Source organism: Rickettsiales bacterium, from assembly GCA_029252805.1.
Lineage (GTDB): Bacteria > Pseudomonadota > Alphaproteobacteria > Rickettsiales > JALZUV01 > JALZUV01.
In genome coordinates, this window is the sequence record JAQXAR010000015.1 from 13,939 (window position 1) to 36,237 (window position 22,299).

Sequence of the window (22,299 nt, forward strand, 5' to 3'; positions counted from 1 at the left end):
CTTATGGTTTCACGTTGTCATACGGTTGCCTTTCAGGGCGTAGAGATTGTGCCAGTGGAAGTGCAGGTGCAAGTGAGTGCAGGGTTGCCTGCTTTTACGGTCGTTGGCCTGCCGGATAAAGCCGTGGCAGAATCACGCGAACGGGTGCGCGCGGCGATTCAAGCGATGGGTTTGAGTTTGCCTGCTAAGCGAATTACGATTAATTTGGCTCCTGCCGATTTGATTAAAGAGGGGAGTCATTTTGATCTGCCTATTGCTCTCGCGCTTTTGGCGGCAATGGGGGTTGTGCCGTCAGATGCACTGGGCAGTTATTTCGTGTTGGGCGAATTGGCATTGGATGGGCGCTTGCAGGCAGTGAATGGCGTGTTGCCGGCCGCGATGGGGGCAAGTGCACGTGAATGCGGTTTGATCTGTCCTGCGGCGAATGGTGCTGAGGCTGCATGGGCGGGAGATATTGGTATTTTAGCGGCACCGCATCTTCTCGCGTTGATCAATCACTTTAAAGGCACGCAGGTGCTCAGCGCGCCACAAGCGCAGAGCGTGCCGCCTGTCACGGCGAGAGTTGATTTAAGCGAGGTGCGCGGGCAAGAAACGGCCAAACGTGTATTGGAGATTGCCGCAGCGGGTGGACATAATTTGCTTATGTGTGGGCCGCCCGGTGCAGGTAAATCCATGTTAGCCGCGTGTTTGCCTGGTATTTTGCCGCCTATGACGGCAGAAGAAATGCTGCAATCTAGTATGATTCAAAGTATTGCGGGCAATTTGAAGCAGGGGCGTTTGCAGCAGCATCGTCCATTCCGTGATCCGCATCATTCCAGCTCCATGGCGGCGATGGTCGGGGGAGGGAGGCGCGCACTGCCCGGTGAAATATCGCTATCGCATCATGGGGTATTGTTTTTGGATGAATTGCCGGAATTCCCGCGCGGCGTGTTAGAGGCGTTACGCCAACCGTTGGAAGAAGGGAGGATTTCGGTCGCGCGCGCGCAGGCGCATGTGACCTATCCGGCAGAGTTCCAACTGATTGCGGCGATGAATCCGTGCCGGTGTGGCTATTTGGGAGATGCTGCGCGGGCTTGCAATAAGGCGCCGCGTTGTGGTGCGGATTATCAGAATAAACTGTCAGGGCCTTTGCTTGACCGTATTGATTTACATCTGGATGTGCCGGCAGTGCCGCCGCTGGATGTGTTCGAAGCGCAAAAAGCGCAAACGAGTGCCGAGGTGGCCACGCGAGTACTCGCTGCGCGCAAACGTCAGATGGTGCGAGGCAAGCGAGTGAATGCTCGTGTTTCGGGTGATGTTCTATTTGAACAAGTGACGCAAAACACCGCCTGTAAGGCATTGTTAGAAGAAGCGAATCAGAAATTCCATCTTACAATGCGCGGTTTGACCCGTGTGCTGCGTGTCGCTCGCACCATTGCTGACCTTGCCGCTTCAGAGGCGGTTGAAGCGAGTCATTTAAGCGAAGCGCTAGCGTACAGACAAAGATAGAACCCCAAGTATGATGCGCGGCATACTCGTCACGCTGTCGCAAGAAAATAAAACCTTACCGTGTTTGAAGCTCGTTTACGTTTTGTTCATAAATGGATTTGTGTTTTTCTAAATAGACAGAAGGATACGTTATCATGAAATCACCGCAATCCGTTGAGATTGAGTTATGGGAAGAGTTGGTAAGTCGTAGTTACGCTTATCTTTGGCATTTCGCGATGGCTCGCGAAAAAGAATCTGCTCGTATGATGGGTGAATCCAGCCGTGAGTCTTGGAAAGCCGTAAAACATAAAAAGCAAAAGCACGTGTATCGTCAATGTGTGGCTTATTGTGGTGATGAGGCGAATCGTGGTTTGGCAAAGATTTGGCAAAAACGTGCCGACAAACTTTATGCTGCGGGTGATTTCGATGGGTTGCTTCAAATGCGCCAACGGATCGAAATTCAAACGATGGCGCCGGCGGCTTACGCAGAGCTACTGCAAGAGAGGCATCAGCAGTTACAGGATGAAATCGCCGAACTACGTGAATCGACTCGCCAATTACGAGTTAGCATTATCCGCGAAAAACAAACGACTGCGCCTCGGTTGCTTTAGGCTTTTTGCTTTTTGGGCGGCAGCTTGATAGACTCCTACTAATGATCCGCATTTTATTGATATTCACATTATTGGTTCCGGTTACGGGACAGGCCCAGCATTACACCGCTAACTGGCGCCAAGATGCGTTGGAGATGATTGAAGATGGCCGTCTCGATCGGGCAAAAGCCTTGTTACAAGATGCTTCTACGCGGATGAATTTGATTAGTCAGCCGATCGAACGCATTAATCAGGGGCGCTTCTTGGGGGAGGCGTATCATAAGTTAGGCAAAAAAGCGCAAGCGCGTGAGAGTTTTGAGAAAGCGATGAATGCATCGCTGAAATTGACGCCTGTATGGCGTAGTTTATCGGCAGTGATCTCAGTTTTGGAGCTGCAAGCTACGACGGATGATCTTGACGATAGTCGCGTGCTGATTCAAAAATCACTGGATGCAAAATTATTACCGCGCATGTCGAAAGATAAATATGCGACGGAGATTGGCCGCTATGTGAAGCGCTTCGAGAAAGCGACGCGGGCGCAAGTTTATCAGTTGATCGACCAGTTGCGCACAATTGATAAAGCTAAGGTGCGTAAGAAAGCATTCTTTGCACTCACGGAATTAGACTTCGCACCTTTTACGGGGGAGGGGCGCCGTGCAGAGACGACAATGCCGCTTGGGATGGGAGATTTTGAGCGCTTTTTATGGTTCTCTGTGAGAAGTAAATATTTTGCCAATAGCGGTGAACGTTTTCAGTTCGAGCAGCAAGTAGCGGCGATGCAAGCGGCTTACGATCGTCTGGCGCAAGAGAAGCAGCAGAAATATCGTAAGATCTATCGTATGGTTGTGAAGTTGGATTATACGCTACCTAAGCCGGCAGTGGCTGCAAAAGTAGAGAGTAAATCAAAAATGAAAGTGCTGGATCTGGCGCCGCCGTCCAATAGCGAATTAGAAGATATCTTTTATGGCCGACAGGTTGAGGAGTAACTAAGCTGCTTTCTTCCAGCCGCCGCCCGCTTGTTGTTGCCAATAGGTGATTTCTGCACCGGCCTCTTTATAGCGTCGCCATCTATCGCGCGCGGCCTGCACGCAGGTTTCATCATTGCCGTCAAATAAATCAAGAACGCGCTCGACCCCTTCTTCTGTCTCATGCTCAAAGAAGCTACCATCGGTGGTGATAATGATATTGGCTTTATTGGGGCGGTCAAACTGTGTGGTGAGGTAGATCGGATGTTCGGCCAGATGGTCGCTGCCTTCTATCCCGTGGGGTAAGAAGCTATCGGCATCGTAAGACCAAAGCCAATCATCCAGCTTTTTGATCGCATCTTTGCTTTCCATTTTGACGCAAAGACGATAGCCGCCCTGAAGTGCTTTTTGCGCCAAAGGAGGAAGCGCCCGTTCAAAGCCGGTGCTAATAAGATGATAAAATTGAACCTGCATAAAGAACGTCTAGGATTAGTTTCCAGTGTATTTGTCAGTAAGCTGTTTCAATCCTTGTAACAGCTCTACACCAATCGCACCACCATTGCCTTCAACTCTGCCTCTAAGCACGGTTGAGAGGCCTTCAATATGTTTGCTGACGACAATGGCATGCTCAGGAGATGGGCTCTGGATTGTTGCACAGTAATTGACTAATGATTTCGCAATTTTCGAGATCAGTTCATAGCCAAATGTGCCGCCACGATCGCGCAAATGCTCACCGCTTTTGATGATCGCTTCCAAATGTTGAGTCGTCATCGGTGTTGCTAAAATCTCGCTCAGTTTTTGAGTGAGAACATCAATATCTTCCTGTGCCCATTCTAGAAAGCTCTCCTTATGAGCGTCAATCACTCTCTGCCCTTTTTCAATATTCTCAGGTTTTAATAAGTCTCGAACATTGGCGGCAGGCCCCATTTTTTGCTTAATTTTATTAGGCGGGCGAATCATTTTTGCGGGTTCTTTATCAGGCATAACTTAACCTCCGCCATTGATGGGTGGGTTTTTACGGCGATCAATTCCCGTAGGAGGAATGTCAGTACGACGGCGTCTATCCGGGCCGTGGTAATCATTCGATATAATGAAACTGCGTGGATTCTCAATCACCATCACGAGGCGTTCATAGAGAGCTTTTGCAGTGAAAGGTTTAACGAGAAACTCCGTGACGCCAATATCGCGCGCGGCGGAGACGTCTTTGCGTTCAGCGCGGCCTGTTAGCATGATGATTGGCAGATAAGGGTTAGGTGAACTTTTATCAGCGCGCAGATAATCAATGAGTTGCATGCCATTAACGGGAGCCATACGCCAGTCAGTGATGAGGAGATCGATATTTTGTTCACGTAATCGAGTGATGGCTTCTTTGCCGTTATTGGTTTGAATCACATTGGTGAATCCAGAGTTAACGAGCACATCGCGCACCAAACTACGAATGCGTTCATCCGGGTCCGCAATGAGGATATCAATATGTTTTAAATAATCTGCAATTTCAGGCATGACCCTAAGCTTTCAGAAAGCTAGGGGTTCGTCAATACTTCCTGAATCAAGACACGTGTAATAGGTCGCTTTTTTGCGATAGCGTGCTTGTCTAATGCGTCAATCACCTGTTTGACCCCATCAAAGCTACGTTCGATGCGTGGAATAAGGTAGGTGAGGCTGGCTTGGGAGATTGCGACCTGCTTATCCTGAAAGGACTTGACGAGTAGGGCGCTAAGCAATGCATCGTCAGGTTCGTGAATTTCTGTTTGCGGCAATGCTTGTAAGCGTGAGCGCAAGTCAGGCAGCGTAAAATGATCCCAGCAGGCGCTCGTATCGACGGTTAGCAATAAGCGATAATGCGTGTTTCCTTGTAGGAAATTCAGTAAATGAAATAAGCTTGCAGCATCCGGGATCATTTGCGCATTATCAATGGCGAGGTTCTGCGTGTTATGTGCGGTGAAGAGCTTCTCAGGTTCGCTATTGTTTATAAGCGTTGCTGCTTCGATAACCGTTGCGTTGTTACGGTCAGCCCAGATATGTGCAAGATGCGTCTTGCCGCTGGACTTGGCGCCTTTGATGAGGCCGCAAGCCAGGGAGTCTTTATCCCATTGCTGTAGTGCACTCCAAGCGGCTTGATTGCACTCGGCAACGAGAAAGTCATCCTCTGCATAGCGAGGGGGGAGCGAAATATCGAGCGGTAATTGACTCATCAGTTGCCTTTGTAGAAATGACTATCCTGATATTCTTCAATCGCAAAACGGACTAAAACGCCGATAATTGCCGTGACAGGAACGGCGATTAAAATGCCGACAAAGCCGAATAAGCTCGCACCGGCGAGCATGCCAAAGATAATCCAAACAGGGTGCAAGCCAACACGGTCACCCACAAGCTTAGGGGTAAGGGCGTATCCTTCAAGCACTTGTCCGATAACGAAGATTCCTGCAACGATGGCGACCGAGTGCCAATCGTCAAATTGCATGAAGGCGATACCGGTGGAAAGAATCCCACCAATGAGGGTGCCAATATAAGGAATGATAATAAGGAAGCCGCAAAGTAGGCCGATAATGACGGCATATTTGAGTTCTGCGAAAAGTAAGGCACCCGCATAGAAAATGCCGAGAATCAGCATCACGTTAAATTGCCCTCGGATGAACCCGGCGAGAGTCTCATCAACCTTTTGCAGCTGAGTGCGGATGATATCGGCATGATTGCGTGGTAGTAGGGTATCCAGCTGTTTAACGAGCTTGTCCCAATCGCGCAAAAGGTAGAAGGAAACGACCGGCGTTATAACGAGCAAAGAAACCATATTGATCAGCGCCATGCCCGATTGAACAAGGCGTGCGGCGAGTCCTTTCCCGTCCGAAATAATATTCTCGACTAAGGCTTTTGTATCCAGCTCATGTTCCCAATCGATGGGGATGGGGAGCTTGCCGACTTGTTCTATCAAGCTGCCTTGCAAAATACTGATATAGCTAGGAATATCGGCGAGTAAGCCGCTCACTTGTTTAGCGAGTGTTGGTGCGAGTGCGAGGATAATGATGGTCAATGCCGCAAAGAAAAGAACCGTGATGATGGAAGTGGAAATGCCACGTGAGCAGCCCCATTTTTCTAGCTTATCCGCCGCAGGGTCGAGGCAATAAGCGATGAGTATACCAAGGATAAAAGGCAATAGCATATCGCGGATGAGGAACAGAAAGCCAAAAAATAGAAGAGTGATGAGCAGCCAAAAGAGAAGGCGGCGTGATAGTAGGCTCTCAGGAGTCGTTTTTGCTTTAGCCATGATTCGTTACCTTAGTGCTAACCAGAGTTGATCATTATTTTGTGTCGCGCTTACGCCATTATTGATTAAAGCTTGGCCAAATTCTTTCGGCGCGCCACGGAAGGTAATCTTTAATGTCATCCCGCTCGCATCGGCGCCCAGTACCTGCGTATCATCAATCACTGCAATATTTTGTAGGCGGCTGCGTAAATCTCCCCAATCGCGGGCATTGTTGAGCGTGATGCGCGCTTCGATCTCGTGCACTTGCTCTTCGAGGGCTTGCTCAGGAGCATTGGCCCTTTCTTGCTTTTTGAGGTAACCATCGATCAGGCTTTTTGCGGTTTTACGCAATAGTTGCCCTGCTGTTAAGTCGGCTTCTGGTTCGATATGCGATATTTCTAAGGTGTCACCTCGAGGAGAGATTTCACGCAAGGTAAGGCCGAATCCATTCACGCCGCGTTCATGCAAAATAGCAATTAAGGCGCGGTTGGCGCCATAACGGTTGGCCAGAGGGGCGAGGCGCGAGAAATTGGCTGTGGTCACATTGCTAGCACTGAGGCTTAATTTATCGGTTGGGTCACCGTAAGGAGCCACGAACTGGCCGCTGCCACGTTGCAGGATCATCTCATTGACGTATCGGCGCCATAAATTCTCTGGTTCCCAAAGGAGGACCCCTTTAGGGCCTCGAAGGACGGGTAACAATAAAACGGCATTGCCGACTGTGGGAGGTTCATCTTCAGGCGTGTTTTTCTTCGCGGCTTGAGTGGAGTCGGTTTGCAGTAGCGCGTTAGTGACAAACTGATCGTCAAAGTCCAAAACTAACACGGCACGGTAAGAGGTATCGGTGACGACTTCCTTCTTCGCATGATAGCCCAAGATATATTGGCTAATGTTGTAGCCTTTATAATCTTGCATGATTTGAGTGGCACGATCCGGTGCTTTTTGCTTCACAAGCGCGGCGAACCCACGCTTTTCCGCATTGGCAAGGGCTTTGGAACGCGCTTCCATCGCATTCACCCCTTTTTCGAATACTTTAACTTCCACCTCAATTGCTTGAGCAGAAAAAGCGCCTAAGGCGCAAAAAATAACGAATATCTTAACGAGCAACTCTTGCATACTAATCCAACCTTGCCATAATGCGCGCCACCTTACAATAAATGAAACGAAAAACAATGTCCCAAACTCCCTTAACTTACGCTGATTCTGGTGTCGATATTGATGCAGGTAATCGTTTAGTCGATCGCATTAAACCTCTCGCAAAGGCAACGAGCCGTGCAGGTGTTATGGGCGGTATTGGTGGCTTCGGTGGCTTATTTGACCTTAAGGAAACCAAATATGAAGATCCTGTGTTGGTGTCTGCAACCGATGGGGTTGGCACAAAATTGAAGATCGCTCAAGCCGCGAATAAACATGATACGATCGGTATTGATCTTGTCGCAATGTGCGTGAATGACTTGATCGTGCAAGGTGCTGAGCCGTTATTCTTCCTCGATTATTTCGCGACAGGTGAATTATCTGTCGATGTGGCAGAGAGCGTTGTCGCCGGCATAGCAGAAGGCTGTCATCAAGCAGGATGTGCATTGCTTGGCGGCGAAACCGCTGAAATGCCGGGCATGTATGGTGCTGGTGATTATGATTTGGCCGGATTCTCTGTCGGTGCGGTGGAGCGTCATGACCTGCTGCCAGTTCCCGGTGTGACGGGCGGTGATGTGCTGCTCGGTATTTCGTCGAGCGGAGTGCATTCCAATGGCTTCTCGCTCGTGCGTAAGGTGATGGAGCGTTCGGGGCTTTCTTACGATAGCGAAGCACCGTTTGCGAAAGGTAAAACTATGGCGGAGGCTTTGTTGGAGCCAACGCGCATCTATGTGAAGTCGTGCTTAAAGGCAATTGAAACGGGTGGCGTGAAAGCATTGGCACATATTACGGGCGGCGGCTTGACCGAGAATATCCCGCGTATTTTACCGAAAGGTTTCGTCGCAGAGATTGATCCAAAGAGTTGGGAGCGTCCGCCTGTATTTAACTGGCTGGAGTTGGTTGCAGCCCTTCCGCAAGAAGAGATGCTGAAAACCTTTAATGCTGGGATTGGCATGGTGTTGATCGTATCTGAAGAAAATGCAGAGAAAATACAGCGTGTGTTGGAAGCAGCGGGCGAAAAAGTATTCCGCATCGGCGAAGTCGTTCTTGGTGCTGAGGGCGGCGTGCGTTATTTGGAAGAAAGCGACAATGCGTAAAAAGCAGGTTGCCGTTTTAATCTCAGGTGACGGTAGTAATCTGCAAGCATTGATTGATGCGGCGAAAGCGAATGACTATCCGGCAACGATTGCTCTGGTTATTTCGAATAAAGAAGGTGTGGGCGGATTAGCGCGTGCGCAGAAAGCGGGGGTCGCTACAGCAGTGATCTCGCATAAAGAGTATGAAACTCGCCCGCAATTTGAGGCGGCAATTCATAAAACATTAGAAGAGGCGGGCATTGAGCTCATTTGTCTTGCCGGCTTTATGCGCATTTTAAATGATCATTTCGTGCGTGTCTGGGAAGGTAAAATGCTCAACATCCACCCGTCATTACTCCCCAAATATCGAGGGTTAAATACGCATGCCCGTGCGATTAAAGCCGGAGATAAAAAGGCCGGATGTACGGTGCATTGGGTCGTGCCGGAGCTAGATGCTGGGCCGATTATTGATCAGGCTTCGGTTGAGGTTTTAGTAGACGATACGCCGGAAGTTCTCGCCACGCGCGTGAAGCTTCAAGAGCATGAAATTTATCCAAAAGCGCTGCTGAAAGCGGCTTTGGGTTTGGCGTGAAAATACGCATTTGTGCGATCGGCAAGGATCGACGAGGGGAGTTTTCCTCCGCGATTGCCCGTTATCAAAAACAACTGCCATGGCAGTTAGAGGTGATCGAAAAAGAACCGAAAAAGCCCAATGCTCCAACCGCGCAACGTATGGCGGAGGAAGCTGAACTGCTGTTAGATGCTGCAAGTGGCGCACAAATCAAAATCGCCTTGGATGAGCGCGCAAAGCCCCTTACCAGCCCGCAATTTTCCCAAAAATTAGGCGATTGGAAAAATGAGGGTTTGACCGATATCGCGCTCTTCATCGGCGGGGCTGATGGGCTCGATAAGTCGTTGTTAAACCAATGTGATATGAAGTTAGCTTTTGGCCAAATGGTTTGGCCACATCAGATGGTGCGCGTGATGCTGACCGAACAGCTCTACCGTGCTTATTCGATTTTAAGCAACCATCCGTATCATCGGGACTAGAAAAGTAAAAAAACCCTGCTACTCTGCGGGAAATAATTAAGAATAAAAAGAAGGATGCCCCCTCATGACGGACCCTAAACATAATCAAATTACTCCCGCATCAGAAGCTTTGGTGGATCAGGGGTACGAGTATTTTGTGCCGAACTATAAGCCACGCCGTATGATTCTTGATCACGGTAAAGGCGCTCGTGTGTGGGATAAAGATGGGAATGAATATGTTGATCTTGGTGGCGGTATTGCGGTTACGGCGCTTGGCCATCAGCATCCTGAGCTGGTTAAAGTGCTGCACGCGCAAGTCGATAAAATCTGGCATACGTCGAATGTTTATTTTACGGAGCCTACAGTAGAACTTGCTAAGCAGCTGGTAGAAAAGTCTAAATTTGCCAAACGTGTGCTTTTCACAAATTCAGGGTCTGAAACGAACGAGGCGGGCATTAAACTGGCACGTAAATATGCGACGAGCCAAGGGCGTGCGCCATCACATCGCGAGATTGTGACGTTTAAAGGCTCGTTCCATGGTCGTACGATGGGTGCAGTAACGGCGACGGCGCAGCCTAAATATCACGAAGGTTTTGAGCCAATGCCGGGCGGCTTTGTTTACGCCGATGCATTTAATAGCGAAGCAGCGGTTGATGCGGTTGTATCTGAAAAAACCTGCGCCATCATGGTAGAACCCGTACAGGGCGAGGGCGGTATCGTGCCGTTCAAAAAAGGTTTCCTCAATTACCTCCGCAAGAAATGTGACGAAGTCGGTGCAATCTTGATGTTCGACCAAGTGCAATGTGGCATGGGGCGTACGGGTAAATTATTTAGCCATTGGCATGAAGAAGGTTGCGTGCCTGACACTGTCAGCTTGGCGAAAGCCCTTGGCTGTGGTTTCCCGATTGGTGCATTGCTTGTCGGCGATAAAGTCGCGGATACACTCAGCTTCGGCTCGCATGGCTCGACGTTTGGTGGTAATCCGATGGCGACTGCCGTTGCGGGCAAAGCGCTTGAAATTATCAGCAGCCCTGAGATGGAAGCCAATGTTGCGGCGCGTAGTAAACAAGCGTTTGATTTCCTTAATGGCTTGAAAGACGAGTTGGGTATTTTTACCGAAGTGCGCGGGCTTGGTCTTATGATTGGCGCTGAGTTGATTCCTGAATTTCACGGCAAAGCTGGTGAGATTATGGAAGAAGCGCGCCTGCATGGCGCGATGGTGCTGGTAGCGGGGCCCAATGTATGCCGTATCTTGCCGCCGCTCAATATCACTGAGGAAGAGTTGGCTGAGGGTCTAAACCGTTTCTCTGAAGCGCTTCGTCATTATATGCAACAAAAGAAGGCGGCTTAATCGCTTAAGGTAAAGAATATGAAAATAGTTGCATTTGCTGCGAGTAGCAGCTCGAAATCGATCAATAAAAAACTAGTGACTTACGCTGTTAACCTTTTGGAAGGGGCAGAAGTTGAGGTGCTGGATATTAACGATTACGAGCTACCCCTGTTTAGCGAAGATAAAGAAGCGGAGCTGGGTAAGCCTCAGTTAGCGCAAGATTTCTTTGCTAAGATAGGTGAGAGTGACGGAGTCATTATTTCCTTCGCAGAGCATAACGGCTCTTACACAGCGGCTTATAAAAATCTGTTCGATTGGTGCTCTCGTATTGATCAGAAGGTATTTCAGCAAAAGCCACTCATCCTGCTTTCAACATCGCCTGGGCCGGGTGGCGCGCGTAGCGTGCTGGCTTCCGCCACAGATTCTGCTAAATATTTCGCAGGCGATGTGAAGGCGAGCTTGTCGATTCCAAGTTTCTACGATAATTTTGATGTTGAAACAGGCGTGCTAAAAAGCGGCGAACTCAAGGATCAATTGATGCGTGCTGTTCAATCTATTTCCAACCAAGAAAAGGTGGCGTAACGAGATGCCCATACAACCTGACCACTGGATTCGTGAACGTGCCCAAAAAGATAAAATGATTGAGCCGTTTGTTGAAGAACTCAAGCGTGAGAATGTGATTTCTTACGGCCTGTCTTCTTACGGATATGACGCGCGTGTGTCGGATGAGTTTAAGATTTTCCACAATATTGATTCGGCGACGGTTGACCCAAAGAATTTCTCGAGCGAAGGATTCGTCGATCGCAAAACCGATTGTTGTATCATTCCGCCCAATAGTTTCGCACTGGCGCGGACGGTTGAATATTTCCGCATTCCGCGCGATACGATGGTGATTTGCCTCGGTAAAAGCACCTATGCGCGTTGCGGTATTATTGTGAATGTAACGCCCTTAGAACCTGAGTGGGAAGGCCATGTGACACTCGAATTTTCGAATACCACGCCGCTACCTGCGAAGATCTATGCCAATGAAGGCGCGTGCCAGTTTTTGTTCCTACAGGGCGCGAGTGAGTGTGAGCGTTCTTACGCAGATCGTAAAGGTAAGTACCAAGGTCAAACAGGCGTGACGCTTCCAAAGGTCGAAAAAGCGAGCTAAATCCGCAGGTTTAGGTGGAAATTTGGGATAACACCCCTTAAGAACGGCTTATGGATAAAATTCGAATTGTTGGCGGGAATCCGCTTAACGGGGAAATCCCGATTTCTGGTGCGAAAAATGCAGCTTTACCGTTAATTGCAGCTGGCTTGTTGACGGCAGGCAAATTGGTGCTGAAAAATGTACCTAAGCTCAAAGACGTAGAAACCATCGTGACGCTGTTACGCCAGCACGGAACGCTCGTTGAAGAGGATTGGGCCAGTAGCACGCTGACCTTCCAGTCCGATCGTGTGAAAAATTATACGGCGCCTTACGAGTTGGTGAAAACCATGCGTGCTAGTATTTTAGTATTAGGGCCATTGCTTGCGCGTTTCGGCGAAGCGAAAGTGTCGTTGCCGGGTGGTTGTGCGATTGGCTCGCGTCCGGTGGATTTGCATCTCAAGGCGATGGAGGCTCTGGGTGCGAAGATCGAACTTGAAGGCGGTTATGTTATCGCCTCTGCTCCCGAAGGTTTGAAAGGCGCTGAGATAGCGTTTGAAACGGTATCGGTTGGCGCGACGGAAAATGCGCTGATGGCTGCTGTCCTGGCGACAGGCGAAACGCTCCTGCGCAATGCTGCACGTGAACCTGAAATTACCGATTTGGCTGAATGTCTGGTGGCGATGGGCGCGAAGATTGAGGGTATTGGTAGCAGTACCCTCACGATCACGGGCGTAAAAGAACTACACGGTGCGACGCATAGCGTGGTGGCGGACCGTATTGAAGCGGGCAGCTTTATTGCCGCCGCTGCGATTACCGGCGGTAAGGTGAAGTTGACAAATGTTCAATCGCGTATCCTTGGGTCCGTATTGGAGAAGTTCATCGAAGCGGGTGTGAATATTGAAGCAGATGAGGATTCGATCACGATTGAAGGGGCGAGCCTTACGGGTGTAGATATTATGACTCAGCCTTATCCAGGCTTCCCAACCGATATGCAGGCGCAGATGACAGCGTTGCTTTCACGTGCAGATGGCGCGTCGATGATTACGGAAAATATTTTCGAGAACCGCTATATGCATGTGCCGGAGCTAACCCGTATGGGTGCGAATATCACGGTGCAAGGTCGCTCTGCTATTATCCGTGGCGTCGATAGCCTGCATGGCGCAGAAGTGATGGCGACAGATTTGCGTGCATCGCTTTCGTTGGTAATCTCTGCACTGGCTGCTGAAGGCGAGACGGTGATTGACCGTGTCTATCACCTCGATCGCGGCTATGAAAATTTAGAAGAAAAACTCACCAATGTAGGTGCGACGATTGAGCGTATAGCATAAATGACTGATAAAAAACTCATCCTCGCCGTTCCTAAGGGGCGCATTCTAAGCCAGCTTTTGCCGGTGCTTAAGCGTGCGGGTATCGAGCCTGAAGCGAAGTTTTTTGATCCGAAGGATCGCTCGTTGCGTTTTGCCTCAAATGTGCCAGAACTTGATATCATCCGTGTGCGTAGTTTTGATGTACCGAGCTTTGTGGCTTATGGTGGCGCGCAGTTGGGCATTGGGGGAAGCGATGTTTTAGCGGAGTTTGATTATCCAGATTTGTATACCCCACTCGATTTAGATCTTGGGAAGTGCCGTATGAGTGTGGCGATGCTCGAAGATGAAGCGAAAGATGAGAACCCACAAAACTGGAGTCATATTCGTGTAGGCACGAAATATCCGCATATTACGCGTAGTTATTTTGCGAAGCGCGGTGTGCAGGCAGAATGTATTAAACTCAACGGTGCGATGGAATTAGCGCCGAGTTTGGGGCTGTGTAAACGCATCGTTGATCTTGTTGAAACGGGTAGTACGTTGGTTGCCAATGGCTTGGTCGAAGTTGAAACCATTATGGAAGTATCTAGCCGCCTGATTGTGAACCGTCCTGCTTATAAAACGGATGGTGAACGTGTGCGCAGCTTGATTGACCAATTCGCTGAGGCGTTAGATGGTTAGGTTCTTTGATGCTTCGGATGATTCTTTCGGTGAATTACTAGCGGATTTTTTGGATAGCCGTGAAGCGGATTTTGCGCCGGTGTCTAAAGTCGTATCGGAGGTTTTGGCGGACGTGAAGTCACGCGGCGATGCTGCAGTGGTTGATTATACAGCCAAATGGGATGAGCTTACCGTATCGGATGCGCGCGAGCTACGTGTTTCGCCGGAAGAGATTGATGCCGCCTACGCGCAATGTGATGCAGCGCTGATCGATGCGTTGGAGCTTTCCGCACAACGTATTGCGCGTTATCACGCGATGCAAATGCCCGAAGATGCGTTTTACGATGATGGTGATGGCAATAAATTAGGCTGGCAATTTAAACCCCTGCAATCGGTTGGGCTTTATGTGCCGGGCGGTCGGGCGGCTTATCCAAGCTCCGTTCTGATGACGGCTGTGCCCGCGCGCACGGCAGGAGTTGAGCGTTTGGTGATGGTCGTGCCTGCACCGAAGGGCGAGTTGAATCCGATTATTCTGGCGGCAGCTAAAGTGGCGGGTGTGACGGAAGTTTACAAAATGGGTGGCGCGCAAGCAGTGGCTGCACTTGCTTACGGAACGAATTCGATGGCGCCAGTCAATAAGATTGTTGGGCCCGGTAATGCTTATGTTGCAGAGGCAAAACGTCAGTTATTTGGTACGGTCGGGATCGACTCCGTCGCTGGGCCCTCAGAAATTTGCGTCGTGGCGGATAACCAAAATGATCCACGTTGGATAGCGGCCGATTTGCTCTCGCAAGCCGAGCATGGCGAGGAGTCACAAGCGATTCTGATTGCCGATGATGCGGTCTTTGCGGATGGCGTCTGCGAGCAGGTGGAACAGATATTACAAACCCTTCCGCGAGCAGAAATTGCTCGTAAAAGTTGGGAGGGTTATGGCGCGGTGATTCTGATTGAATCGGTGCGGGAATGTAAAATTGTGGTGGATGCGATTGCGCCGGAACATCTGGAACTCGCCATTGATAATCCGCGTGAAGTGTCGGATGATTTGTCTCATGCCAGCGCGATCTTCTTAGGTCGTCATACGCCGGAAGCTTTCGGAGATTATGTCGCAGGGCCAAGCCATGTGTTGCCAACGGGCGGCACGGCGCGCTTTTCCTCGGGCCTATCGGTTTACGATTTCTTGAACCGCCACTCGCTGATTGAGGCGACGCTGCAAGGGATTCAGAGCGCCGGCAAAGCAGGGCACCTTTTGGCCGAGGCCGAAGGGTTAGATGCGCATGCACTCTCACTAGCGTGCAGGTTAAGCAATGACTGAGTCGATTATTGAGGTGACGTTGGATGAAGCGACGATCCGCTATCGCAACCCCGAGATTAAACATGAACGTGAGATGGCGATCACGGATTTGCTGCATCAAAATAGCTTCAAACCGCATGAGCTAAAAGGCAAAGGGCCTTATAAGCTGCATCTTTCGTCGGTCGATCAACGGCTCTTTATGAGCGTGAAATCGAATGCAGATGAAGGAGAGGGGCAAACGATTATCCTCTCTATGCGTTCGTTTCGCAAACTTATTAAAGATTATTTTATGATGTGGGAGGCCTATAGCGATGGTATTTCGACTCATACGCCTGAGAAAATTCAGGCGCTCGATATGGGGCGTAGAGCCGTGCATAATGAGGGGGCAGAGATGCTGATTAGCAGCTTGGAGAGCCAAGTTGAGGTGTGTTTGGACACCGCACGTCGTATTTTTACTCTTATTTGTATTCTGCATTTAAAATAAGATACTGGCCAAACGCCTAGCTTTGCGTTACTAAGCCTCAAAGATTAAACAACGAATACGGATTTTATGGCTAAAGAAGAACTACTCGAATTTGAAGGAACGGTGGAAGAAGTTCTACCCAATACGATGTTTCGTGTGGTGCTCGAAAATGGGCATGAAGTATTAGCGCATAGCTCAGGCAAGATGCGTAAGAACCGTATCCGTGTACTTGCAGGCGATAGAGTGACGGTCGAAATGACACCTTACGATCTTTCCAAAGGCCGCATCACCTTCCGTCACAAGTAGTTTTGGGGCGCTCAAGTGGCGCGCAGCTTTACGCCGTTAACGGCGGATTGGCCTTGCCAATCTATCCTTGAGATTTTAGGAATGTTTTATGTCAGAATTCTTAATTTTAGCATCCGCTAGTCCGCGTCGGTTGGAGTTGCTCCGACAGGTAGGGATTGAGCCAGATGAAATTATTCCCGCCGAAATTGATGAAGCGCCGCTCAAAGGTGAGCGCCCTGTCACCTATGTTGCGCGCATGGCGAAAGAGAAATGCGCCGCAATTCAACGTGAGGGCGCGACCGTTCTGGCGGCTGATACCGTAGTTGCCTGCGGAAGCCGTATTTTAGGTAAGCCCGAAAATGAAACCCAAGCACGCGAGTTTCTAAAGCTGCTCTCCGGTCGCAGACACCGTGTCTATACTGCTATCTGTGTGAATGGCCGTTGCAAAACGGTACTGACTCACGTCAAGTTCAAGCGCCTATCGGAACAAGAAGTTACGGACTATATCGCCTCGAATGAATGGCAAGGAAAAGCCGGTGGCTACGCCATTCAAGGCCGCGGCGCCGCCTTTGTGCCGTGGATCAACGGATCCTATAGCGCTGTGGTCGGATTGCCGCTAAGTGAGACGCTTTCGCTATTAACGAGTTCTTAGCAACATTTCGCCATACTGGGCGCTAGACAACTTATTCTGAAAACCTATCATAGAGCTATGTCCCGTCCGACTTTGTCCTTGAAAACTTTGTTCCGCACGCTGGTGATCCTTTCGATTCCGGTGTTGGTGGTGTTTTTGGTTTTGTTGCTCAATGACGAGATTGGTTTGGTGCATTTTCTATTGGGCTATGGCTTTGTGCTTTTGCTGTCAGGGATTATGGTGCAGCCGATTTTGAGTAATCTGGCGGCGCTGACCGATTATGTGCGCGATTTGAGCCAAGATAAGAAAACCAAAGCGCCGGATTTGGGCGTGTTGAATATCTCCAGCGATTTATCATCTGCGCTTGTACAGCTACAGCGTAATTGGCAGGAAAAGAAGCAGCAGATGGAATCGGTGATTACCGAGCGTGAGATTCTGGTCGATACGCTGCCGGATATGCTGATTATGACGGATGAGGAGCTGCGCATTGTGCGTACGAATCGTTCGGCGCGCTTGATGTTCGGGCAGAATTTAGCAGGCAAGCACCTGAGTGATATTTTTGAAAGCGATGTGCTAATCAACGCGGTCATTACCGTGGTGGAGAGCCTTAAAGGGCGCGAGGTAGATTTCCATATCGCCGAGCCTGAGCCGAAAGATATTCATGCTATTATCGAACGTTTCCCGATTGCGTCCAAGGGCGGGATGGCGGTAATTATCACGCTCAATGATATTACGCAGCTTAAGCGAATTCAGAAAATGCGCGCCGATTTTGTTGCCAATGCGAGTCACGAAATTCGAACGCCTCTCACGTCAATCGCTGGGTTGATCGAGCTTCTGCAAGGGCCTGCGAAAGATGATATGGAGGCGCATCCGAAATTCTTAGGCATGATGGCAGAGCAGTCGGAGCGGATGAAGAACCTGATTACCGATCTCTTGAGTCTCTCCAAAATTGAGATGAATGCGCATACGGTGCCGGTAAGCGCGGTCGAAATTAGTCGTGTGATTAGGCATGAGAGAGACCATTTTGAATGGGCGGCCAAGCAGAAAAATATCACGATTGAAGTGGATGTGGCGGAAAACCTTCCCAAGATTCGCGGTGAAGAAAATGAATTGAAACAGGTGCTGCATAACCTGATCGGAAACGCGATTAAATATGGTAATGACGGTAGTGAAGTGTTGGTGACAGCCCGTGTGACCTCTGACTTGCCGCGTGATCCGCATTTCGTGCAAACCAAGCGCGCGATGCAAATTACCGTGCGTGATGAAGGCGAGGGGATCTCCAAAGAGCACCTGCCACGCCTAACTGAGCGTTTTTATCGTGTGGATTCTGCGCGTACCCGAAAAGTCGGCGGAACGGGGCTTGGCCTTGCGATTGTAAAACATATCCTCCAGCGTCACCGCGCGGTGATGAAGGTGGAATCCGTTGTCGGCGAAGGCAGTAGCTTCCACGTCTATATTCCGTTGAGTGAGTAAGAGTTATCCACCGATAATATGCGCCTAGAAGTTGACTTTTGGGTCAAAAATGGCAGTTTCGACGCAATTGAAATAACAGAAGAATTTTTATGCTTCTCTCCGTATCGGCTTTATTGCTGCTTTGCCTTGTTTGTTTATTTGTTTCATGGCGTTACACCTTCCCGGCGATTGTGATGTATGCCATTGCAGGGATTTTGTTGGGCGAAGTTTTTGGGGTGCTCGATCCGCAGGAAACACTGGGTACCTATTATTTTGGCCTGATTGCGCTTTGTGTGGCGATTATTCTTTTCGAGGGTGGGCTACATTTAAGTTTTAAAGGGTTGCGCGAGAGTAAGGGCGGGACTTTGCGGATGTTGCTGGTTTCAACGCCGATCAATTTTGTGCTGAATGTGCTGGCGGCGTATTATGTTGCTGATTTCTCGCTAGGACTTTCTTGTGTGATTGCCGGGCTGTTTACGATTACGGGGCCAACGGTGGTGATGCCACTTTTGCAGCAGAATAAAGTGAAGCCAAAAGTTGGCTCGATGCTGAAATGGGAAGCAATTGTGAATGACCCTGTAGGGGCACTATTGGCGGTTTTTGCTTATGAGTTTCTGGTGTATTCAAGTGCTGATACGACAGCAGGTGCAGTCTTTACGAGCTTGAATTTCTTGGTGATTGTGGCTGGAATTGCTGCGATTAGTGTGGGCGCGGCTTATGTATTGAAGATTGCCTTTACGCGTGGTTTTGTGCCGGAATATCTCAAGCAGCCGGTCATTCTAACGATGGTGATTTTCCTGTTTGCCATTAGTGATGAAATTCAAAAAGAGGGCGGCTTAATTGCGGTGACGGCCTTTGGTATCGCTTTGGCGAATTCCAAATTTGCCAGTTATCATGATACGAAGCGCTTTAAGGAATATATCGCGATTCTCCTCGTGGGCGTGATCTTTATTCTTATCTCCTCGACGCTGAAGTTCGAGATGATGACAAGTCTTGGCTATGGCACGATTGGCTTTGTGGCCTTAGCGATTTTTGTCACCCGTCCGCTTTCAGTCTACCTGGCGACGATTGGCAGTAATATGAGTCTTCAGGAGCGGATATTCATTGGCTGGATTGCGCCGCGCGGAATTGTATGTGCGGTGACGGCAGGTTTAGTCGCGCCTAAATTGATGGAGGCGGGGTATGCCGGGGCAGAGGCTATCTTGCCGGTGACGTTCCTGATGATCTTTGCGACGGTCACGTTGCATGGGTTCTCAATGGGATGGCTCGCGAAACGGTTTGGTTTGGCGCAGCATGAACATGGTGTACTGATTGTTGGGAGTAACGCCTTTTCGGTGGAGCTTGCGAAAGTATTCCAACGTCAAAAAATGCCGGTCTTGATTGCCGATACGAATTGGCACCAGCTTAAACAGCCGCGTATGGCGGATATCCCTGTGCATTACGGCGAAATCTTATCCGAAGAAGCCTATTACGAATTGGATTTGGAGCAATATAGTTACCTCGTGCTCGCCACTTCGAATGTGGCCTACAACTCGCTAGTCGGGGCCAACTATATTCACTTATTTGGTCGTCACCGGGTGTTCCATATTGATGTGGAGCTTGATAAGGATGGTGCTCCGACGAATCAATTTGATCATAGTTTAAAAGGGCCGGTCATTGGTAGCGGGCATGTATTGACAGAGCTTATTGGTAAGGCCATGCGTGGTTGGCGCGCGAAAGCGATTAACCTGACCGATGAATATTCCCTGGAGCAACATGATGAGGAGGAGGGAAGTCAAATTCCACTCTTCTTGATTAACACCAAGAACGGTGCCATGCGCCAAATTGATCAACGGGCAAAAGGTAAAGATAATACCGATTTTACCCTGATATCGCTCGTGCATGAGGATGAAGCGGCGCAGGCGAAGGCGAAAGTAGGTAAGGCTTCGGACAAGGCCGATAAAGCTTAGTTTGCAACGAATACTTGCAAATTAGTTAACAAATCTGTATTAGTATTAACGAATTTTAATAAATTACCTTAGCTATGGAGACGTAATGACGAAAAAATATGATGTTGCAATGATTGGTCTTGGCCCTGTGGGAACCGTTTCAGGTGCCTGTTTTGCCAAGCAAGGTTTTCAGGTTATCGGTGTAGATATTGATGAAAACCGTGTTGCGGCCTTTAACACCAAGACAGCTCCATTTGTTGAGCCGGGGGTGAATGAGCTGATTGAAGAGATCATTGATAACGGAACCTTTCGTGCAACTACCGATTTTGATTATGCAGTGACCAATAGCCGTGTGGTGATGATTGCAGTGGGAACGCCAACGCCAGAATCAGGTTCTCCTGATCTGTCTTACCTTGATGCGGTCGCGCTATCGCTCGGTAAAGCGTTTAAAGGGATGCAGGAGAAGGGCACGGTTGTTGTACTGCGCTCAACCGTTCCACCGGGAACGATGCGTAATCGTCTGGCGCCGGTCATTGAGCGCGAATCTGGCCTCAAAGCGGGTGCGGATTTCTATATTGCTTCAAATCCTGAGTTTTTACGTGAAGGAATGGCCATTAAAGATTTCTTCGATACAGGTCGTGTTGTGATCGGTGCGGAAGAGCCTGTTGCAGCGCAAGCGATTGAAGATCTTTATAAGGATGTGAATGGCGAGCGTATTCGTACGACCGTTGAAACGGGTGAATTTGCTAAATATGTCGATAACACATGGCACGCATTGAAAGTCGCGTTTGGTAACGAAATTGGCCGTACCGTGAAAGCCTTCGGCGGAAATGTCGACGATACGATTAAGATTTTCTTGGCCGATACGCAGCTGAATATTTCCTCGCATTATTTGCGTCCGGGCTTTGCATTCGGTGGTTCATGTTTGCCGAAAGATGTTCGCGGGCTTAGCTGGTTCTCAGATTTGCATGGTGTTGATTTGCCGATTGTGAAATCGATCATGGACAGTAACGAAGAGCAAATTGACCAAGGCGTGAAAGCGATTATCGCGACGGGTGCTAAAAAAGTGGGCCTCCTCGGCGTTGCTTTTAAAGAGCATGTCGATGATTTACGTGAGGCGCCATCGCTTTATGTGGCACCTAAATTGCGTGACGCTGGCATTGAAGTGATTGCGCATGATGTGTGCTATCAGCCGGGTGAGCAGTTAGAGACGTACCGTAACGGTGGCAAGCTTGAGATGAAATCTCTGCAAAATCTTGTGTCAGAGGTGGATGTGCTTGTGAAGATGCATAATATTCCAACCTATAATGAGCTAGAGAGCGATAAGCCGATGGTTGATTTGACTCAATTGGTGCAGGAGAGTTCTCCTAATCCTGTACGTGAAAGCGTATCTGAAGATAAGGCGGCTGCTTAAGCAGCGATCGCTTTAATCTGTAATGCATGCAGTCCAGAGTCCATCTCTGGGCTGCATATTTTTTGCACCATGCGATGGCATTCAATGCGTGATTTCCCTGCGAATTGAGCCGAGGTAATTTCGATAACGAGGTGCGTCTCTTCGCCCTCGACACCGTTCATGGCGGCATGGCCTGCATGACGGGCAGAGTCATCTTTAATGTTCAAGTGAGCAGGCGCTAATGCTTGCAAGCTTTCGGTCAATCGTTCAATTCGTGTGCTCATGCTTTGTTATTGCTTGTTTTGCTGCCGATTGCCAGCCTATAATGGCGGCCTATGCCTCCTTCTGTCTATTCCCCGCGTTGGACTCCTTCTAAGGAAGAACAGCACCCTGATTGCGATATGCCTGGTTGTGAAAAGCCGGGGGAGCATCGTGCACCTAAATCGCGCTATAGCCCGATTGCAAAGGATTATTACCGTTTTTGCCAAGCCCATGCAGGCGAATATAATAAACAGTGGAACTATTTTGACGGCATGTCTGAAATGGAAATCGAAATCTACTGGGATAATTTTGATACCGATCACCGCCCGACCTGGGCGCGGGAGAAAGCTGGCAATTATACCGCTGATAAACTCTACGAAAGTTTCACGGGTAAGTTTGGCGATGTATTTAACGGTAGCGGCGCTACGGTGGATGAAATGGCGGCGCGTATTCCAGCTCCTAATAGCGAAGTGACCAAGGCTCTTCGTTTTATGGAGCTAGATTGGCCGGTCACGAAAGATAATGTGAAGGTTCGCTTTAAAGAATTAGTGAAGAAGTATCACCCGGATGTGAATAAAGAGGCGACTGCCGAAGATCGATTTAAACGTGTGACGGAATCGTATGCTATTATTATGACAGCGGTAGATGAACATTAAGTAATGCA

At 49.2% G+C, this 22,299-nt stretch carries 26 protein-coding genes; 19 read left to right on the forward strand and 7 right to left on the reverse strand.

What is annotated here, in order from left to right; genetic code table 11:
* The first annotated feature begins 3 nt into the window (after positions 1 to 3).
* The 3 genes from P8P30_02755 to P8P30_02765 all read left to right on the forward strand — a co-directional run bounded on the left by P8P30_02755 (position 4) and on the right by P8P30_02765 (position 3,043).
* Entirely contained in the window at positions 4 to 1,488 is a 1,485-nt protein-coding gene (locus P8P30_02755) for a YifB family Mg chelatase-like AAA ATPase (GenBank protein MDG1286466.1), read from the forward strand.
* Between the two features lie 134 nt (positions 1,489 to 1,622).
* On the forward strand, positions 1,623 to 2,078 hold the full coding sequence (locus P8P30_02760) for a hypothetical protein (protein ID MDG1286467.1): 456 nt from the start codon (positions 1,623 to 1,625) through the stop codon (positions 2,076 to 2,078).
* A gap of 41 nt (positions 2,079 to 2,119) precedes the next feature.
* Positions 2,120 to 3,043: a hypothetical protein gene (locus tag P8P30_02765; protein ID MDG1286468.1), complete on the forward strand. Its 924-nt coding sequence runs from the start codon at positions 2,120 to 2,122 to the stop codon at positions 3,041 to 3,043.
* On the opposite strand, the gene P8P30_02770 is transcribed toward P8P30_02765, so the two are convergent.
* The 6 genes from P8P30_02770 to P8P30_02795 are packed head-to-tail and all read right to left on the reverse strand — an operon-like array spanning position 3,044 to position 7,382.
* The gene (locus P8P30_02770; GenBank protein ID MDG1286469.1) at positions 3,044 to 3,496 is read right to left on the reverse strand and encodes a DNA polymerase III subunit chi; all 453 of its coding nucleotides are present in this window, start codon (positions 3,494 to 3,496) and stop codon (positions 3,044 to 3,046) included.
* A gap of 15 nt (positions 3,497 to 3,511) precedes the next feature.
* On the reverse strand, positions 3,512 to 4,006 hold the full coding sequence (locus tag P8P30_02775) for a hypothetical protein (GenBank protein MDG1286470.1): 495 nt from the start codon (positions 4,004 to 4,006) through the stop codon (positions 3,512 to 3,514).
* Between the two features lie 3 nt (positions 4,007 to 4,009).
* Complete coding sequence (locus P8P30_02780) at positions 4,010 to 4,525, reverse strand: response regulator (GenBank protein ID MDG1286471.1); 516 nt, start codon at positions 4,523 to 4,525, stop codon at positions 4,010 to 4,012.
* A gap of 20 nt (positions 4,526 to 4,545) precedes the next feature.
* Positions 4,546 to 5,217 carry a hypothetical protein gene (locus P8P30_02785; protein ID MDG1286472.1) on the reverse strand — a complete coding sequence of 224 codons (672 nt, stop codon included), beginning with the start codon at positions 5,215 to 5,217 and terminating at the stop codon, positions 4,546 to 4,548.
* On the reverse strand, positions 5,217 to 6,287 hold the full coding sequence (locus P8P30_02790; protein MDG1286473.1) for an AI-2E family transporter: 1,071 nt from the start codon (positions 6,285 to 6,287) through the stop codon (positions 5,217 to 5,219). The genes P8P30_02785 and P8P30_02790 overlap by 1 nt, the downstream gene beginning before the upstream one ends.
* A gap of 6 nt (positions 6,288 to 6,293) precedes the next feature.
* On the reverse strand, positions 6,294 to 7,382 hold the full coding sequence (locus tag P8P30_02795) for a DUF2066 domain-containing protein (protein ID MDG1286474.1): 1,089 nt from the start codon (positions 7,380 to 7,382) through the stop codon (positions 6,294 to 6,296).
* A gap of 56 nt (positions 7,383 to 7,438) precedes the next feature.
* Between P8P30_02795 and purM the strand changes: the two genes are divergently transcribed.
* The 15 genes from purM (at position 7,439) to P8P30_02870 (ending at position 21,395) form a co-directional block, all read left to right on the forward strand.
* Positions 7,439 to 8,497 (forward strand): phosphoribosylformylglycinamidine cyclo-ligase, encoded by a 1,059-nt coding sequence (gene purM / locus P8P30_02800; protein MDG1286475.1) that lies wholly within the window; start codon positions 7,439 to 7,441, stop codon positions 8,495 to 8,497.
* Positions 8,490 to 9,068, forward strand: coding sequence for a phosphoribosylglycinamide formyltransferase (gene purN / locus P8P30_02805; protein MDG1286476.1), 579 nt, complete (start codon positions 8,490 to 8,492; stop codon positions 9,066 to 9,068). The genes purM and purN overlap by 8 nt, the downstream gene beginning before the upstream one ends.
* Positions 9,065 to 9,526, forward strand: a complete 462-nt coding sequence (locus tag P8P30_02810; GenBank protein MDG1286477.1) for a 23S rRNA (pseudouridine(1915)-N(3))-methyltransferase RlmH — start codon at positions 9,065 to 9,067, stop codon at positions 9,524 to 9,526. The genes purN and P8P30_02810 overlap by 4 nt, the downstream gene beginning before the upstream one ends.
* Before the next feature lie 64 nt (positions 9,527 to 9,590).
* Positions 9,591 to 10,856 (forward strand): aspartate aminotransferase family protein, encoded by a 1,266-nt coding sequence (locus P8P30_02815; protein ID MDG1286478.1) that lies wholly within the window; start codon positions 9,591 to 9,593, stop codon positions 10,854 to 10,856.
* Between the two features lie 18 nt (positions 10,857 to 10,874).
* Positions 10,875 to 11,417 (forward strand): NAD(P)H-dependent oxidoreductase, encoded by a 543-nt coding sequence (locus P8P30_02820; protein ID MDG1286479.1) that lies wholly within the window; start codon positions 10,875 to 10,877, stop codon positions 11,415 to 11,417.
* Positions 11,418 to 11,421: 4 nt separating this feature from the next.
* A complete protein-coding gene (gene dcd / locus P8P30_02825; GenBank protein ID MDG1286480.1) occupies positions 11,422 to 11,988 on the forward strand; it encodes a dCTP deaminase in 567 nt (188 codons plus the stop codon).
* 50 nt (positions 11,989 to 12,038) lie between these two features.
* Positions 12,039 to 13,295, forward strand: coding sequence for a UDP-N-acetylglucosamine 1-carboxyvinyltransferase (gene murA / locus P8P30_02830; protein MDG1286481.1), 1,257 nt, complete (start codon positions 12,039 to 12,041; stop codon positions 13,293 to 13,295).
* Positions 13,296 to 13,952, forward strand: coding sequence for an ATP phosphoribosyltransferase (gene hisG, locus P8P30_02835; GenBank protein MDG1286482.1), 657 nt, complete (start codon positions 13,296 to 13,298; stop codon positions 13,950 to 13,952). It begins immediately after the preceding gene.
* The gene (hisD, locus tag P8P30_02840; GenBank protein MDG1286483.1) at positions 13,945 to 15,243 is read left to right on the forward strand and encodes a histidinol dehydrogenase; all 1,299 of its coding nucleotides are present in this window, start codon (positions 13,945 to 13,947) and stop codon (positions 15,241 to 15,243) included. The genes hisG and hisD overlap by 8 nt, the downstream gene beginning before the upstream one ends.
* A complete protein-coding gene (locus P8P30_02845; protein ID MDG1286484.1) occupies positions 15,236 to 15,706 on the forward strand; it encodes a UPF0262 family protein in 471 nt (156 codons plus the stop codon). Before hisD ends, P8P30_02845 begins: the two co-directional genes overlap by 8 nt.
* Before the next feature lie 66 nt (positions 15,707 to 15,772).
* Complete coding sequence (infA, locus tag P8P30_02850; protein MDG1286485.1) at positions 15,773 to 15,991, forward strand: translation initiation factor IF-1; 219 nt, start codon at positions 15,773 to 15,775, stop codon at positions 15,989 to 15,991.
* Between the two features lie 88 nt (positions 15,992 to 16,079).
* Positions 16,080 to 16,622 (forward strand): Maf family protein, encoded by a 543-nt coding sequence (locus tag P8P30_02855; GenBank protein ID MDG1286486.1) that lies wholly within the window; start codon positions 16,080 to 16,082, stop codon positions 16,620 to 16,622.
* 57 nt (positions 16,623 to 16,679) lie between these two features.
* Positions 16,680 to 18,074: an ATP-binding protein gene (locus tag P8P30_02860; protein MDG1286487.1), complete on the forward strand. Its 1,395-nt coding sequence runs from the start codon at positions 16,680 to 16,682 to the stop codon at positions 18,072 to 18,074.
* Between the two features lie 89 nt (positions 18,075 to 18,163).
* Positions 18,164 to 20,002: a sodium:proton antiporter gene (locus P8P30_02865; protein MDG1286488.1), complete on the forward strand. Its 1,839-nt coding sequence runs from the start codon at positions 18,164 to 18,166 to the stop codon at positions 20,000 to 20,002.
* A gap of 85 nt (positions 20,003 to 20,087) precedes the next feature.
* A complete protein-coding gene (locus P8P30_02870; protein MDG1286489.1) occupies positions 20,088 to 21,395 on the forward strand; it encodes a nucleotide sugar dehydrogenase in 1,308 nt (435 codons plus the stop codon).
* Here P8P30_02870 and P8P30_02875 read toward each other — a convergent pair.
* Positions 21,392 to 21,658, reverse strand: coding sequence for a BolA family transcriptional regulator (locus P8P30_02875; protein ID MDG1286490.1), 267 nt, complete (start codon positions 21,656 to 21,658; stop codon positions 21,392 to 21,394). The genes P8P30_02870 and P8P30_02875 overlap by 4 nt on opposite strands.
* Before the next feature lie 51 nt (positions 21,659 to 21,709).
* On the opposite strand from P8P30_02875, the gene P8P30_02880 reads away from it, so the two are divergent.
* Entirely contained in the window at positions 21,710 to 22,291 is a 582-nt protein-coding gene (locus P8P30_02880) for a DnaJ domain-containing protein (GenBank protein MDG1286491.1), read from the forward strand.
* Positions 22,292 to 22,299: the final 8 nt, after the last annotated feature.